The organism is Brevibacillus sp. BC25 (genome assembly GCF_000282075.1).
Lineage (GTDB): Bacteria > Bacillota > Bacilli > Brevibacillales > Brevibacillaceae > Brevibacillus.
Genome location: NZ_AKIX01000098.1, coordinates 32,729 through 48,376, shown reverse-complemented (window position 1 = coordinate 48,376; position 15,648 = coordinate 32,729). Strand labels below are relative to the sequence as shown.

Genomic DNA, 15,648 nt, shown 5'->3' with positions numbered 1-15,648 from the left:
CTCACTTCCAAAGAGCTAGAGCTGCATTCCCAGACGCAAGACCTCAACGCACGAGAACAGGACCTTCTCAATCTCGAGCAAGAGCTTCAGACGCAAGGCCAAGACCTTCAATCCCTTGCTCAAAACTTACAGACGAAAGAACAACAGCTCACTTCCAAAGAGCTAGAGCTACATTCCCAGACGCAAGACCTCAACGCACGAGAACAGGACCTTCTCAATCTCGAGCAAGAGCTTCAGACGCAAGGCCAAGAACTTCAATCCCTTGCGCATAACTTGCAGACGACAGAACAGCATCTCACGTCCAAAACGCAAAACCTCGACGCACGAGAAGAGGAACTTCACGTTCTCGAACAAGAGCTTCAGAAGCAAGACCAAGAACTTCAATCCCTAGCGCATAACCTACAGACGAAAGAAGAACAGCTCACTTCCAAAGAGCTAAAGCTAGATTCCCATACGCAAGACCTCCATGCACGGGAACAGGACCTTCACGCTCTCGAGCAAGAACTTCAGACGCAAGGGCAAGACCTACAATCCCTAGCGCATAACCTACAGACGCAAGAACAACAACTCACTTCCAAAGCGTTAGAGCTGCATTCCCAGACGCAAGACCTCAACTCACGGGAGCAGAACCTTCTCCATTTTGAGCAAGAGCTCCAAGTACAAGGGCAAAAACTGCAAACGCAAGCAGATAACCTGCAAACAAAAGACCAAGAACTAACAATCCTCGAACAAGAACTCAAAACTCGGGGGCAAGACCTTCTCACCCAGACACAATACCTTCAAGCACGAGAGCAGGACCTTTACATTCTCGAGCAAGAGCTGCAAACCCGCGGGCAAGAAATTTACTCTCAGAATCAAAATCTCCAGACGAGAGAACAAGAACTGCTCACTTTCGAGCAAGGGCTTCAGGCACGAGATCAAGAACTTCTCGCACAGACACGAGACCTTCAAGCACGGGAAGAAGAACTAAACGGTGTTGAACAAGATCTGCAGGTGCAAGGAAAAGCGCTACTAGCTCATGCACAGTCGTTGCAGGTTCAAGAACAAGAGCTCAAGACCCATGAACAGGGGCTTCGGGATTGGGAGCAAGCCAACCTCTCCCAGGAGCAAGTACTTTTGGCTCAGACCCAGGAACTACAGGTTCAAGAACAAGGACTTCAATCTCGAGAGCAAGCGCTGCAGCTTAGCAGGCAGGAGCTTCTCTCTCATGAGCAGGAAATCCACTCCCACGAGCAAGAGTTACTCACGCTGAAACAAGAGCTGAACGCTCGAGATCAAGAACTACACAACCAAGAGCAGGAGCTGCAGGCTCAAGGGCATACCCTACACAATCGTGAACAGGAGTTGCTCACTCGGGAGCAAGAATTAAACACACTGGAACAGACCCTCCTCTCTCAAGAGCAAGAAATCCAAGTTCAGAGGCAAGAGTTGCAGACCCGGGAGCAGGAGCTACAAGTGCAGAATCAAGATAGATACACCCGAGAGCAAGAACTCGAAGCGCAAAAACAGGATTTACGAACGAAAGAGCAAGAGCTAGAAGCCACCCGCCATGAGATGTTGCAAAAAGCAATAGATCTCGAACAAAGTTGGACAGCAAAGTACGAAGAGACTTCTCAACAATTAACAGAAGCTCTGCTTGAGCTGGAAGCAGCTCGGTTAACAAAAAATCAACTCGTCGCTGACTATAAAAAGCTGGCCGAATCGCTTTCCCTGCAAGAGCAAGAATTGCAGCAAAGCATCCAAAAACGCGACGAAGAAATCCAACAAACACAAAACACCGTTAAGAGTCTCCAGTCAGAGTTAAAAGAAACAAAACAGCAATTAACGGAGGCCCAGGATCTTATCAAATCTTTTCAGCAACAATCCAAGGAAAACGACGAAAAGCTCGCGAACGTCTCTCTTCAAAAAAATAAATGGAACGAAGTACTGGAGAAAACAACCCAAAAATACGACTCTCTTTTAACAGAAAAAGAAAAAGCCATTGAGCAGTTTACATCCCAAGAGCAAGCGTTGAAAAAAACGATAACCGGACTCAAAAACATGCTGAAAGAACTCCAAAACAATGAAGAAAAATACAAGCAAATCATCAAAGAATTCACTCAAAAAGAATCTCGAACCAATAAAGCCTTCAGTCAACTCCACCAAAATGCCCAATTCCAGCCAAACACCCAATTCCAACCAAGCACGCAATTCATGCCAATCTCCGATCCCTCCACTCAACATCTGGCTTCCACACCAGTAAAAATGCAGATGCCCTTTCCTAAAAATGCCAACGAATTCAACCCGTTTCGTTGAAAAATTGAAAATGTGCGAGAGCCGTTACCATGTGAATCTATCCTGAATACAACATAATACAGCCAGAAAGGGAGGAAAAACCATGACACCTGAACAAATGCGTGCACTGTATCATCAACGTCAACAACATCAAGTCCATCCTGCCCAGCGCCCATCGAGAATGCCGCGATCACCATTGCCAAAATCCGGTCCGGTTCATAAAGTCCAACCGTCCGTCCAGAGTAGAACGAGTGGAGGCTGCTGCGGCAGGCGTTGGCAGGGCTAATCTTTTAGAGACCCCCTTTTCCATGACCCGTGCAGTCTGGGATGAAATCTTCCGAGATTCCCTGGAGAAGAAGCCAAATGAAACGTGCGGATTGCTTTCCGGTAGAAATGGGAGTGCACAGACGGTTTGGCGTATGGAAAATATATTGAAAAGCCCGGTCGCTTTCGCCATGGACCCCAAGCAGATTCAACACGTTTTCCACAAAATGGCGTTGCGCGGGGAGCATTTGGTTGGGATCTATCACTCCCACCCTACTGCACCTCCCATTCCGTCACCTGAAGATATTGCTTACTGTCATTACCCGGAGGTCGCGTATCTCATCGTTTCGCTCGCTTCCCCGCAACCAGTTCTCGGCTGTTTTCGAATTGAGGGGTCTTTTGCTCGGGTGTATCCTTATACAGTCCGAAACTAGTGGTCAAATTCACGCAAAACAAAAGAACAGTGGGAATTTACTCCCGCTGTTCTTTCTGTTTTTGAAGATCGCCATGTTCCATTAAACTGGGCAGCAGCCATTCCCTTTTCTCCCAGCTGACAAAATCATCTTCCCACTTTACCTGGAAGCGGTCCTCCTCAATATGAATGACAACTCCCTTTGCACCATCCTTTACGTATACAACCAGATCGCCTACTTGTATCACCGCTCATCGCCGCCCATTACCCGAGTCTGAAAATGATTCCGTGTCCACCCTTCGGATACACCCATTTGATATTTTCGTACGGACAACCAATGCGGCAGCTCCCACATTCGTGACACCCCTCGTAACCGACGTGCATCCGCACTTCTTCCCATTTGTATACTTCCGCAGGACAGAAGATGGTACAGAGCTTATCAGGGCATTGCGTCGCACAAACATCTGCGGAGAGCACATGCAGATGTGACTCCGTATCCGCTTTGAAGCGCACAAGGTACTGTTTCTCCTCGATTGACTGGCCCTTCGGTAGATCCTGCATCACTTCATCACCCTCCACGCATTCATCAAGTCACGCGCCATTTTCCATTTGTCCTTCGCAGAGCCGAGGTCGCTCCAGATTTTCTTCTGCTTGCTCCATTTCGAGCTACCATCAACCGTGAACATTTGACTCGCCGCTTTGTTCATCATCGGAATATACTGTTCGAAATACTGCGGGAATTTTTCAAAGTGATGCGTTGCGTCCTTGTACTTTTTCAAATCTTGACCGACAAAGCTGTTCAATAGATTGATTCGGTATCCGTCGAGCATTTTTTCGGAATAGTCCCCTGCCTCTTTTGCCGCCAGAATCGTTTCCGCCGCCATGACACCTGATGCCATTGCCATATTCGATCCCTCTCGATGGATAGCATTGACGAGCTGGGCAGCATCTCCTACAACAAGTACACCATTGCCGACAACTTTGGGAATGGAACGATATCCCCCCTCGGGAATCAGGTGCGCCAAGTATTCCTGCTGCTCACAGCCTTGAATATACGGCCGAATCATCGGGTGATTCTTTACATAGTCCAACAACTCATACGGCTTGATCTTGTTTTTGATCAGACCTGACAGCATCGTCCCTACCCCAATGTTCAAGCTGTCCTTATTCGTATACAACCACGCCGTCCCCAAAATCCCTTTGGTCGAATCCCCGAAAATTTCAATCGTACAACCGTGATCGCCCTCTAAATTAAAGCGATCCTCGATTATTTTGCGATCCAGCTTCAGCACTTCCATGACAGCGAGCGCTACTTCATCTGGGCGAAACTCTTTGTGGAAACCTAACGATTTCGCCAGTAACGAGTTGACGCCGTCTGCCAGAACGACAACATCTGCGTATAGATCCCCATCCGGTCGATCTGTCTTGACCCCGACTACCTTGCCATTTTCAACAATGCACTGCAAAGCGACGGTCTCATTGAGTAAAAGTGCTCCCTGCTGTACGGCTTTATCTGCAAACCATTGGTCAAATTTCGCCCGCAGCACTGTGAAATTGTTATAGGGTTCCTGGGCCCACTCCATGCCTTTATAGCTGAAATTGATGGCTGATTCCTTATCGAGCATCATGAACCGCTGCTCGACGATCGGCCGTTCAACTGGCGCCTCCTTGTAAAATTCGGGAATGATGTCTTCCATCGTTTTGCGATACAAAACACCTCCCATGACGTTTTTGGAACCCGGATATTCCCCGCGTTCCATCAACAGTACATTTACACCCGCTTTGGCAAGCGTATAAGCACAAGCTGTTCCAGCCGGACCTGCTCCGACAATGATTACATCAAATTTCTCAGCCATACGTTACCTCCTTGTCCGGCTCCTTTTGGAATGCTTCAATGAGCAATGGCACAATTTCAAAAGCATCACCGACAATACCGTAGTGACAAGACTGGAAGATGAGGGCATTCGGATCTTTATTGATGGCAATGATCAATCCCGAGTTGCGCATGCCGACCAAATGCTGGATAGCTCCCGATATGCCGATAGCGAAGTAAATTTTTGGCGTGACAGTTACTCCCGTCTGTCCGACCTGATGTTCATGACCGATCCAGCCTGCTTCCACCGCATCTCTGCTGGCCCCGACCGTTGCCCCGATTCGTTCTGCAAAGCGATGAATAAGCGCAAAGCCTTCCTTGCTGCCGAGTCCCTTGCCACCAGCGACGATCACATCAGCCTCATCCAGCCGCACCTTTTCCTTCGTCTCCCGGACGATTTTCAATACTTTTGTGCGAATGTCTTCTTCACGTAGCTCCATGCTTTCATCAATGATTTCTCCTGTACGTGACTCGTCTGGCTCAATCGCTTTCATGACTTTCGGGCGAACGGTCGCCATTTGCGGTCGATGTTTTTTGCACAAAATCGTTGCCATGATGTTACCGCCAAACGCTGGACGGCTTGCCTCTAATAAGCCTGTCTCCGCGTTCACATCGAGCATGGTTGTGTCAGCGGTCAGCCCCGTCTCCAAGTCCGTCGCGACAGCGCTCGCCAAATCTTTTCCAGTTGAAGTCGCCCCGTACAAGATGATTTCCGGCTTGTGCTTCTGGACACATTCGATAACAGCTCGCATATAGGACTCTGTTCGGTAATCATGAAAAATCTTGTGATCGTATACATACACTTGGTCCGCACCGTATGGAAACGCCGTGTGGGCCAACTCCTTGATTCCATCTCCGATTAACAAGCCAGCAAGCGGCACGTCTCGCTTGTCAGCCATTTGTCTACCCGCCCCCAGCAGCTCGAGTGATACAGGGGCGATACGGCCGTCACTCACCTCTAAAAACACCCAGATGCCACGAAAATCATCCAGATTCATATCTGCTCCTCCTTCATCCGAAACAGTCGCTGTTTATCGTGCAAAATTTCCATCAAGCGCACGATTTGCTCGCTGGCGCTTCCTTCGAGCATTTCACCACCCTTTGGCTTCTCTGGGGGCCAAACTTTTGCAACAATGGTAGGAGAGCCCTTCAGACCTAACTGCGTCCGATCGATATCCCCCAAGTCATCGACGGACCAGATAACGGGATTATATCTAGCAGCTCGAAGCATGTTAGGCAGCGGAGAATAAGGTACCTCGTTAATCTCCTTCTCCACGGAAAACAAACAAGGCAAGGTCGACTGAATGACTTCATAACCATCCTCCAGCTTTCGATGCACGATGGCGTAACCTTGTTCTTTGTTTATCTCCACTACTTTTTTCACACACGTAAGCGGCGGAATATCCAACCTTCTGGCAACACCCGGTCCAACTTGTCCCGTATCACCGTCGATGGTCATCTTCCCACAAATGACGAGGTCGACTGGCTGACTTTCTGCAATCTTCTCAATGGCTTTGGTAATCGCATAGCTGGTCGCCAATGTGTCTGCTCCGGCAAATGCACGATCCGTTACCAGATAGCCTGCGTCTGCTCCGATCTCGATACATTTCCGAATGGCCTTCACCGCTGGCGGCGGTCCCATGGTAACGACGGAGACCACACCCCCATATCGATTCTTCAAACGAACGGCTTCCTCCACCGCATGTGCATCATACGGGTTGAGAATGGCTGGAGCACTGGCGCGATCCATCGTATTCGTCTTCGGATTCATCTTGATGATTTTGGTGTCCGGCACCTGCTTAATGCAAGCAACAATATGCAGCATGATTGATCCCCCCTTGCTGCCGCGCGCGATACCTATGCCTGTACAAAAGGTTGCCTTTCTTACGCGCAATCAGATCAGGCAGCTTGTCGTTCATTGTTATAGCCTATTTCGATGCAGCCGAGCTTAGACCAGTAATCATAGAAACGAAAAAGACGCCAAGCATCAGCTTGGCGCTGTGTGGCGTCTTTTGGCTTATTCATTAATCTTTGTCAATCGAGAATTCAATCGATGCATCCGTGAACTTTTTGTCTACTCTTTTCAGCTTGATTTGCAAGCCGATTTGCGGCAGGATTTTTCCGACTTCCGGTACTTCCGGCATCGAGTAGTCCTCACTGTCGTCAAACTCCTTAACGCCTTTCAACGGCTCGTATTCCATCGTTCCCAAAAGGTAATCCAGATCCATGCCGGATGTTGCGTTCGGGCTAAACGCAGCATCGTTCACCTGATAGCGGGAGTCTGCGATTGCGTTTTTGTTCCCCTCATCATTGTTCCAGTAACGTACTTCCTGATGAGCATCTACTACACCGAGCAAGCCGTAGCCTGGATGCTGGCTCGTATTGTTGTCACGTGTTCTTTCGAAGCGACCATCAAAGTACCAGATCACCATACCTGGATCATACGTGAAGAAGGAGTCGTTGCGGCGGAAGTGCTTCAGTCCAGCGTCAATTCCTTCATGAGAACGCAGCTCAACCAGGTAGTAAGCATCGTACATTTTCCCTTTTCCATCGAAGTGGATGAAGCCCTCCAGCTTGAACTTCTTCTCACCCTCTGCATCATCCGCGAAGATGACTTGTCCATCTGCCTCTACTTCAAAGTTATCGAGATAGAAACCGTCCAATACGTAAGCAACGTCTGTCACATAGTTAAACTCAACTTGCACTTTTTTGCCGACAAACTCATTCAGGCTGATTTCTTCTTTGTCCCAGCCTTTTGTTATATCATCGAATTTCTGCACTTCTTTTTTCTCACCTGTATCCGCATCAATCACATTGACGTACAGGTAGTCATAACCTTCCTCAATGCTTCTCCATGAATCGAATTTCATCGTTGCGGAGCTGACTCCAGTCAAATCAATTACATCGGAAGTCATTTTGGTGTTCAATTTGTTGCCTTCATCCGAGAAGTATGCGTATCCACCATCTTTTGGCTCAACCGGCGGTTTCTTTTCAACTTTCGGCATATTCAGTTTGACGACTTTTCCGCTTTTCTCGGTGCTGCTCGCATCAATGAGCGGAACCGTTTTCTTGCGTTTTTCTACATCCTTGTAGTCCAGAACAGTCGGAGCAATCCAGTTGCCGCCAAACATTTGTTGCAGAACCATTTTGGACCAAGGATCAAGGCCTGTAGGTTCTGTTTGGAAGACTTTACCTGTATGGCTACCAGACGACATGAGGGACCAAGCGCCTACTGGCGAATCTTTTCCGGCTCTTGTCGTGTCATACAAGTCTGGCAAACCGAGATTGTGTCCGTATTCGTGAGTGAATACGCCTGGTGCGCCATCTTCAGGCTGGATCATGTAATCAAACGCTTTGAGGCTTGTACCTGGAATATCCACTGGTTTTTTCAAGGTCCAACGGTGAGACCAGATTGCATCTGGGTCTTCCCCTGTCTCTTCTCCAATCCCTGCATGAACGAGCATGAGGTTGTCCAGATTGCCATCCGGCTCCATCAGGTCTCCATCACCATCGATATCATACGGATCGCGCTGATCGTACAATTCCTCTTTCCCAGCAATGGATTCCCCAACTGCCTCAAGCGTCTCGATTACCAGATCGCGCGGATTGGAATCGCCACCTTTGATATCGTTTTCTCCATAATACTTGTAGCCATTCTCTGCCATTTGCCATGGCGTTACCACACCGTCAACCGTCCAAGATCTTCCCGATTGCAAATAGAAGTATTTCGCCATTGTTGTCATGCTGATTCCTTCAGGAGTCTCGTACCCCTTCTGATCAAACAGCATCTCTTTATAGTGCTTTTCGTTGAAGTCTTCCGTCCAAAGCGAGTCACTCACTTTTGGTAACTGGTTATGCTCCCGGTCAGGGAACTCGATAAGAGCGACAACGATGTTATCAGTATGTAGACGTTTGGAAGAGCGCACTTCATCGCCTTCCCCCATCTCAGCCACTTTCTGCACAGCATCAGCCAATGCTGCCTGCTGTCCTCTGCTCGCTTCCTTACCGTAAGAGGACGATTCATCAATGCCGTGCGGTACTTTTTTGTCCTCGAAGTACTCGAGCAGCGCCTCGTCAATCTCTTCCTGATCGGCGTCTTCATCAATGATTCCTTGCTCGATTAACCCTTTAATCAGTCGGTCCAGGTTAACAGTGGACAAATCTACATGCAGATCATGCTTGTCCTCTTTTGGTTTGGCCAAACCCGTTGCAGGTGCAGCCACGAAAGTACTGAGCACGAGTGAGGAGGAGAATAAAACGGATAAGAGCTTTTTGCTTTTCTTCACTACGGTTCACCCTCTTTTTCTATCTATTTGTGATGCATCGGAAAAATCAGACCCCCAATTCCGACTATTCATAATTATTGCGTGATACGTAATTTTTGCCAAATTCTTTCCTTCGACAAAAAATACTTCCCGTTCAAAAGAAATTTCTTAATAAGGCTATCGAACTAGTTACAATACGTGCCGAATTTTCGGCGAATCATTTATTCACAGGGTATCTGATCGATATATTATCATCGTGTCTACTGTCTAAAGACCCATAGAAAATTAGCGAATTTTGTCGAAAAAACTCGATATTTTTCTATCATATATTTCTTTCGCCCCTCTCTCTTTCTTGCAAAACAACTCGATTATCGGTACGATCGAATAAAAATGCTCGTGTTTTCCATGGAGGATTTTGATGCTGCAAACATTTGGTTTTTCTCTGTATGAGAGTAAAGTTTATGAAGCGTTGGCGTCTAGCGGCGAGCCTCTCGATGCAGCAATGGTCGTGAAGCATTCGGGGGTGCCAAAGGCAAAAATTTACGAGGTGTTGAATCGTCTGGTAGAAAAGGGGATGGTCCTTGACACTGTATCTGAAAAGAAAAAGCGGTATACAGCCCTTCCTTTGGACAGCCTGGTAGAAAAGCTGACCCGCCAATTTCAAACAGACGTCAAAAAATTGACCAGCTCCCTTTCTCATAAAGCCGTACGTGATGACCGGGTCTGGAGCCTGAAGGTTAATGAATCGATCCGCGCGGAATGCAAACAATTGATCCAGCGAGCAACACGGTCTATTCGCATCTCTGCCTGGTCCGATGATTTTTTGGAGTATGTACCCCTACTGGAGATGAAAGAAAAAGAAGGGGTGGAGATCGAAGCCTTGGTTATCGGGCAGATTAACACCAAGCTCTCCTGTGTTCATTCCTTTATCCCTGTGCAAGAGCATCAAGGCTTGGAGCGCTATCAGCTAATCGTAGCGGACCAAGATGAAATGATTTTTGCAGGCGAGGAGGACTCGGGCTGGCATGCGATCAAGACACGCGGCCAACCGTTCGTCAAATTTTTTGCCGATTCTTTTTACCATGATGTCGCGCTGACAAAAATCACCCAAAAATATGTGGATCAACTGTTTGACGATGAAGAAATCCGCAAGATGATCATCCGCCTCCGATACTGACAATACCTGGACTTTGGCTTTTGGCCAGAGTCTTTTTTATTTGTATGGAGAAATTTGTAGTTGCACAGGACGAAAAAGGTTACTATTATGGTAGTAACCTTTTTACCAGAGAGGAGCTATTGTTTTGAATCCACGTGTCTTCATCTTAGCGATTGCTACCTTTGTTGTAGGTACGGTGGAATTGATTATCGGTGGTACGCTCGATCTGATTGCTCGTGATCTTCAGGTATCGATTAGCGCTGCCGGACAATTGATCACCATATTCTCCCTTGCATTTGCCATTGCCGCTCCTCTGCTCCTGCATGTGACGAGGCGTGTCGAGCGCAAAAAGCTATACATGTATGCATTAGCGGCCTTTTTCCTGAGTAATGTGCTCGCGGCACTTAGTCCGAGCTACGCTGTATTAATGACGGCGCGCATCTTGAGTGCAGCAAGCAGTTCCATCCTGATTGTGCTGTCGATTACCATTGCGACAAGTCTTGTGGAACCGGCTTATCGCGGCCGTGCCATTGGCGTTATTTTCATGGGTATTAGCGGTTCGCTCGTACTCGGCGTCCCTGTCGGATTGGCTCTGGGGAATGCCTTCGGATGGCGTGCCCCGTTTTGGCTAATTGCGGCTCTTAGTATTGTCGCGATGATTTTTATCCTCTTGTTTTTGCCAAAAGTTCAGACTGCACCTCCCATTCCGCTACGTGATCAAATGTCTACCCTCCGTAGCGGCAAGCTATTCAGCGCATTGTTTATCGTCTTGTTAATGCTGACAGGTCACTTGACGCTGTACGCATACTTTACCCCTTATCTGCAAACGACGATGAATGTGGACGCAACGACACTGAGCTGGATTTATCTCTTGTTCGGGATTGCTGCCGTTGCAGGCGGTGGTATTGGCGGTTGGATCTCAGACAAATGGGGAGCAACCAAGAGCATTCTGTTCATCATTCCAGTGTTTGGCTTGATCATGTGTGTCTTGCCGTTTTTTACAGGCTCGCTTTATTTGTTCTTGCCGATCATGGTAATCTGGAGTGCGCTTAGCTGGGCTATTTCTCCAGCACAGCAAAACTATTTGATCTCCTGCTCACCTGCTACCGCAGACATTCAATTAAGCTTGAATACTTCTGCCCAGCACTTAGGTATCGCCCTTGGCTCTCTGGCTGGCGGTCTCGTCGTCGAGCGGTCATCTGTCATCTACACGCCTTGGGTTGGAGCCGTGTTCGTCCTGCTTTCGTTCGGATTTGCCTTCTACTCAATCTCACGTCCATTTCAAGCACAGGAAAGCCAAGTAGCGCAGCCTGCGGCAGGTCAAAATGCATAACGACTCGCAAAAGCAAAAAGCCGTCAACTATTTGACGGCTTTTTCTTATCATCCTAGAATCGTTTTCGTTACTTGCCTATTTCACTGGCAACCGGACGGTAAATCTCGTGATTCCTTGCTCGGACCAAACCTCAATTTTCCCCTTGTACTTGTGAACAACTGAATCTACGATCGTCAGACCCGTTCCACGCGAGCCACACTTTTTCTCTGTTTTCGTTGTATAGCCCTTCTCGAAAATACGAGCACGTTGTTCTGGCGATATTTCTGGTCCTGTATTTTCCACTTGGAAAATAACGTGTTCTTCATCACAACAAAAATAAAGGCTGACCCGCTTTTCCCCATTCGCTAACTCAGCCGCTTCAATCGCATTATCAATAAGATTCGATAAAATTTTGATCAGATCAATGGAAGGAATGCTGTCGATTGGATCAGAACATTCTTCAAATTGCATCACGATTTGTTTGGATTTAGCCTGCTCCCATTTGGTGTGAAGCAATACCATTAAGGCAGGATTCGCAAACCTCACGGTGAGGTCCAAAAGCTTGGTTTCTTTCAGCAACGACTGCACGTAATCTCGTGCTTTTGGATAATATCCGCATTCGATCAAACCATAGAGCACTTGCATGTGATTGACGAAATCATGGCGTATGGAGCGCATCGAACAAATGACTGAGCGCAATTCATCCTGATAGGTTTCTTCCGTCTCGTCAACTGCTGCCTTGATGGCACGTTGGTACCAGCGTTCCATGCAAAGAACCAGGAAGATCAGTACGACGACAAACAAACCTTGAATCGCAAAAACAGGAATGCTGCTACGAACGACATCATCTCCAATGTCCTCGACGATGGCTACGTCCGTATCTACTCCGATGATTCCGATGATTCTTCCTTCTCTATCTCTAAGCGGCGCGCCAGCAGACAAGTAGACCCCGTAATTTGGATCCCTGATAATATCTGAGTAGTACGTTGATGATCCTTCGTAAATCATTTGAATGTGCTTAGAAGATAGAACAATAGGCATACCGATATCAAAAGTTTGCTTCGCATTTGGAGGCCTTGCGACGATCATCGCGCGACCACTCTGCCTGTCTTCACTGATTTGAATCGTGTATAAATACAGCAGACCGAACTGCTCACGCGCTTGATTCAATTGCTGTTCGATTCGTTTATAGGCGGGGGTCCCTTTTACCGGATTTCGTAAAAACTCCTGATACGCGTCAACATCTAGACTGTCTGCTACTGTAGAGGCAGCTTTCATGCTTTGATTCGCAATGGAGAGTCGGACGGATTGAATCGTATTGAAATAAGAAATCGCGATGCTTACACAAGTCAAGATCAAAACAAGGATGCTAGAAACGAGCATAATGATTAGAACTCTGGGGTTTTTTGGGTGTGTTGGACTCGTCATAATCTCCTCAATCCATCTGTTCAAAAAGTCGTCTTTTGATTACGCAGCTGTACTAAAAACACGACTTTTTGAACATGTCTCTCTAATATTCTAGAGATTTCTACTGGAAATGTCTACATAATATGAATTCAGCTTCATTATACTTCTCGAAATCATACATTGAATTATGATTCGGAATATTTTTATAATAAGGCGAATACGAAATACCAATCTCTTTCCCTAGGAAAAAGGAGTGGGTTCGATGGAAGAAAAATGGTTTGCCCGGCTGCAGGAAATTTATCCAGAGCTTGTTACATTCAGACGTGATTTGCATATGTATCCCGAGCTTTCCTTTCAGGAGGAAAACACAGCGAAGAAAGTAGCAGACAAACTGGCTTCTTTTGGTATAGAAGTCCAAACCGGTGTCGGCGGCATGGGTGTTGTCGGTCTCCTGAGGGGTGGAAAGCCAGGAAAAACAGTTGCGTTGCGCGCTGACTTCGATGCCTTGCCCATTCAAGATGAAAAAGAAGTACCGTATAAGTCCCGCATTCCAGGCGTTATGCATGCTTGCGGTCACGATATACATACCTCCGGACTTTTGGGAGTCGCACGAGTGTTGAGCGAATTCCGTGATGAGCTCCCAGGAAATGTGGTATTCCTGCATCAGTTCGCGGAAGAGCTGCCACCTGGTGGCGCCAAAGCCATGGTAGAGGCGGGTTGCCTCGAAGGTGTCGATGTCGTGTATGGCGCGCACGTTGCCTCCGAGCTTCCCGTAGGCACTGTCGGGATTGGTCATGGCTACATTACGGCCGCAGCAGACAGCTTCGAGATCGTCTTGTACGGAAAAGGAGGACACGGTGCTTATCCTCATACCTCCGTTGATCCAATCGTATTGGGTAGTCAGGTTGTCATGAATTTGCAGCAGATTGCCAGCCGTCAGGTAGATCCGCTGAAACAAGTCGTTCTGTCTGTTTGCTCCTTCGTGGGCGGGGGCGAGGCGTTCAACGTCATCCCTGATCAAGTAAAGCTAAAGGGCACAGCCCGCACATATGACGAGGAAGTGAGAGTCGCGGTCGAGCAATCTCTGAAACGCATCGTGGAAGCCAGCTGCCAGGCCGTAGGCGCTACTTGCGAAATCATGTATCAACGCGGTTACCCAGCTACTTGGAACGATGAGACAGAGACTCCGCTTTTTGTAGCAGAAGCCAAACGGATTTTTGGTGAGGAACGCGTATTGAAAATCCCACCAGGTATGGGCGGAGAGGATTTTGCTTACTTTGCCCAAGAGCGCCCCGCTACCTTCTTCATGGTCGGTGGACGCAACCCGGAGATCCAGGCGACGTATCCGCATCACCATCCCAAATTCGATGTCGATGAGCGCTCCATGATTCAAACCGGTCAGTTATTCATTGCAGCGTTGCTTGCCTATCAGGCACGTCATCAATAAGCGAACAAAGTTGAAAGGCAAGGGCCTCATGCACCTTGCCTTTTTTCTGCCGCCATATTCACACCTCGTGTCCAACAATCCAGTCCAGTCTTCTGCTCTGGATACGAGCTGGGATCGTTTTTAGCAGGAAATGACGAGCCGCGATGGCCAGCGGATTTTCCCATTGGGTGACTGCCCCCATCAAGCGGGAACCTTTCACAATCGCATTCGCCCGCTTCTTCCGTAGCTCTTCATACATGTGCAAAGCGTGGGCCGAGTCCGTATTATCTGCCACTGCCAAGCATCTGGCCAGAACGAGTGCGTCTTCCATTCCCTGACCCGCCCCTTGCCCCAGATTCGGCAGCATCGGATGTGCCGCATCGCCTACTAATGTAACCCGGCCCTGACTCCATCTCCTGAGTGGTGCACGGTCGTATATATCATGCCGCAAGATGGCTGCATCCTCTGTCGCCTCAATCACTGCACGTACTGGCTCATACCAGCCGTCAAGTCGGTGCAACATCTCTCGCTTCCGGCCCAGCGGCCCATCTTTTTCTCCCTCAGGTGCATTGATGGCGGCAAACCAATGAATTCGATTGTTGCCGATATGGGAAAACCCGAAACGAATCCCCCTGCCCCATGCTTCAAAGCCGCCTCCTGATTCCAGCGGATAACGAGGGTCTTGGTAAGTAGCAATCCCGCGAATCGCCGTGTACCCGGAGTATCTCATCGACTCTTCACCGAACAGTCTCTTCCGTACATGAGAGTGAATCCCGTCCGCTCCGACCAGAATCGTTCCATGTGTACTTGACCCATCTGCAAAAGCGGCATGTACCCTTCCTTCTTCTTGAGAAAAAGAAACGAACTGCTTGCCGAGAACCAATTCATGCGTCGAGATTTTCGCCAAAAGAGCCTGCTGTAGATCAGCCCGATGAATCAAGTAGCTGTCAGCCCCATACCGATCTGCTTGTTCCGCGACAGGCAACTCGACTAACAAGTTTCCCTTCCAGTCCCGAATCCTTGCTGAACGGACAGCTGCCCCAAGCTCGCGTACTTCCTGTCCAACTCCCAGCTTATCCAATGCCTTCATGGCATTGGCTGCCAAAACGATTCCAGCACCGATGCCTTTATGCTCCTTTGCCTGCTCATAAAGCGTCACTTGCCAACCCTTTTGCTTCAAGACAAGCGCCGATGCAAGCCCGCTCAAGCCTGCCCCGATGATCAGCGCGTGTTTTTCGTTGTTCATCGCCTTTTCTCC

13 protein-coding genes and 1 pseudogene are annotated in these 15,648 nt (G+C 48.2%); 6 read left to right on the top strand and 8 right to left on the bottom strand.

Annotated elements, in window-relative coordinates; genetic code table 11:
* From PMI05_RS22985 to PMI05_RS22980, 3 genes and pseudogenes are all read left to right on the top strand, one after another.
* Window positions 1-2,295 (top strand): annotated as a pseudogene (locus tag PMI05_RS22985) (hypothetical protein); the annotation flags it as partial.
* A gap of 82 nt (window positions 2,296-2,377) precedes the next feature.
* The gene (locus PMI05_RS31440; protein WP_007726978.1) at window positions 2,378-2,560 is read left to right on the top strand and encodes a hypothetical protein; all 183 of its coding nucleotides are present in this window, start codon (window positions 2,378-2,380) and stop codon (window positions 2,558-2,560) included.
* Window positions 2,561-2,582: 22 nt separating this feature from the next.
* The gene (locus PMI05_RS22980; RefSeq protein WP_052006451.1) at window positions 2,583-2,972 is read left to right on the top strand and encodes a M67 family metallopeptidase; all 390 of its coding nucleotides are present in this window, start codon (window positions 2,583-2,585) and stop codon (window positions 2,970-2,972) included.
* Window positions 2,973-3,009: 37 nt separating this feature from the next.
* Here the strand turns inward: PMI05_RS22980 and PMI05_RS22975 are convergent, their stop codons facing one another.
* The 6 genes from PMI05_RS22975 to PMI05_RS22950 form a co-directional block, all read right to left on the bottom strand.
* Window positions 3,010-3,198, bottom strand: a complete 189-nt coding sequence (locus tag PMI05_RS22975; RefSeq protein WP_007726973.1) for a hypothetical protein — start codon at window positions 3,196-3,198, stop codon at window positions 3,010-3,012.
* Window positions 3,199-3,214: 16 nt separating this feature from the next.
* Entirely contained in the window at window positions 3,215-3,511 is a 297-nt protein-coding gene (locus tag PMI05_RS22970; protein ID WP_007726971.1) for a ferredoxin family protein, read from the bottom strand.
* Window positions 3,511-4,806, bottom strand: a complete 1,296-nt coding sequence (locus PMI05_RS22965; protein WP_007726969.1) for an FAD-dependent oxidoreductase — start codon at window positions 4,804-4,806, stop codon at window positions 3,511-3,513. Before PMI05_RS22965 ends, PMI05_RS22970 begins: the two co-directional genes overlap by 1 nt.
* Complete coding sequence (locus tag PMI05_RS22960; protein WP_007726966.1) at window positions 4,799-5,821, bottom strand: electron transfer flavoprotein subunit alpha/FixB family protein; 1,023 nt, start codon at window positions 5,819-5,821, stop codon at window positions 4,799-4,801. Before PMI05_RS22960 ends, PMI05_RS22965 begins: the two co-directional genes overlap by 8 nt.
* Window positions 5,818-6,648: an electron transfer flavoprotein subunit beta/FixA family protein gene (locus PMI05_RS22955; protein ID WP_007726963.1), complete on the bottom strand. Its 831-nt coding sequence runs from the start codon at window positions 6,646-6,648 to the stop codon at window positions 5,818-5,820. The genes PMI05_RS22960 and PMI05_RS22955 overlap by 4 nt, the downstream gene beginning before the upstream one ends.
* A gap of 199 nt (window positions 6,649-6,847) precedes the next feature.
* Complete coding sequence (locus tag PMI05_RS22950) at window positions 6,848-9,109, bottom strand: immune inhibitor A domain-containing protein (protein WP_007726958.1); 2,262 nt, start codon at window positions 9,107-9,109, stop codon at window positions 6,848-6,850.
* Between the two features lie 397 nt (window positions 9,110-9,506).
* Here PMI05_RS22950 and PMI05_RS22945 point away from each other — a divergent pair, with 397 nt between their 5' ends.
* Both PMI05_RS22945 and PMI05_RS22940 read left to right on the top strand, forming a co-directional pair.
* Window positions 9,507-10,265 (top strand): TrmB family transcriptional regulator, encoded by a 759-nt coding sequence (locus PMI05_RS22945; RefSeq protein ID WP_007726955.1) that lies wholly within the window; start codon window positions 9,507-9,509, stop codon window positions 10,263-10,265.
* 124 nt (window positions 10,266-10,389) lie between these two features.
* A complete protein-coding gene (locus PMI05_RS22940) occupies window positions 10,390-11,577 on the top strand; it encodes an MFS transporter (RefSeq protein WP_007726953.1) in 1,188 nt (395 codons plus the stop codon).
* A 76-nt stretch (window positions 11,578-11,653) separates the two neighbouring features.
* On the opposite strand, the gene PMI05_RS22935 is transcribed toward PMI05_RS22940, so the two are convergent.
* Complete coding sequence (locus PMI05_RS22935) at window positions 11,654-12,985, bottom strand: sensor histidine kinase (protein ID WP_007726948.1); 1,332 nt, start codon at window positions 12,983-12,985, stop codon at window positions 11,654-11,656.
* Window positions 12,986-13,226: 241 nt separating this feature from the next.
* Between PMI05_RS22935 and PMI05_RS22930 the strand changes: the two genes are divergently transcribed.
* Complete coding sequence (locus PMI05_RS22930) at window positions 13,227-14,411, top strand: amidohydrolase (protein ID WP_007726939.1); 1,185 nt, start codon at window positions 13,227-13,229, stop codon at window positions 14,409-14,411.
* A gap of 58 nt (window positions 14,412-14,469) precedes the next feature.
* Here PMI05_RS22930 and PMI05_RS22925 read toward each other — a convergent pair whose 3' ends face one another.
* Window positions 14,470-15,636 carry an FAD-dependent monooxygenase gene (locus PMI05_RS22925; RefSeq protein ID WP_007726938.1) on the bottom strand — a complete coding sequence of 389 codons (1,167 nt, stop codon included), beginning with the start codon at window positions 15,634-15,636 and terminating at the stop codon, window positions 14,470-14,472.
* Between the last annotated feature and the right edge of the window lie 12 nt (window positions 15,637-15,648).

Excerpts from the sequence above, each read along its gene's own strand:
- PMI05_RS31440 (WP_007726978.1), top strand. The coding sequence starts at position 2,378 with ATGACACCTGAACAAATGCGTGCACTGTATCATCAACGTCAACAACAT.
- PMI05_RS22980 (WP_052006451.1), top strand. The coding sequence starts at position 2,583 with ATGACCCGTGCAGTCTGGGATGAAATCTTCCGAGATTCCCTGGAGAAG.
- PMI05_RS22970 (WP_007726971.1), bottom strand. The coding sequence starts at position 3,511 with ATGCAGGATCTACCGAAGGGCCAGTCAATCGAGGAGAAACAGTACCTT.
- PMI05_RS22965 (WP_007726969.1), bottom strand. The coding sequence starts at position 4,806 with ATGGCTGAGAAATTTGATGTAATCATTGTCGGAGCAGGTCCGGCTGGA.
- PMI05_RS22960 (WP_007726966.1), bottom strand. The coding sequence starts at position 5,821 with ATGAATCTGGATGATTTTCGTGGCATCTGGGTGTTTTTAGAGGTGAGT.
- PMI05_RS22955 (WP_007726963.1), bottom strand. The coding sequence starts at position 6,648 with ATGCTGCATATTGTTGCTTGCATTAAGCAGGTGCCGGACACCAAAATC.
- PMI05_RS22945 (WP_007726955.1), top strand. The coding sequence starts at position 9,507 with ATGCTGCAAACATTTGGTTTTTCTCTGTATGAGAGTAAAGTTTATGAA.
- PMI05_RS22935 (WP_007726948.1), bottom strand. The coding sequence starts at position 12,985 with ATGACGAGTCCAACACACCCAAAAAACCCCAGAGTTCTAATCATTATG.
- PMI05_RS22930 (WP_007726939.1), top strand. The coding sequence starts at position 13,227 with ATGGAAGAAAAATGGTTTGCCCGGCTGCAGGAAATTTATCCAGAGCTT.
- PMI05_RS22925 (WP_007726938.1), bottom strand. The coding sequence starts at position 15,636 with ATGAACAACGAAAAACACGCGCTGATCATCGGGGCAGGCTTGAGCGGG.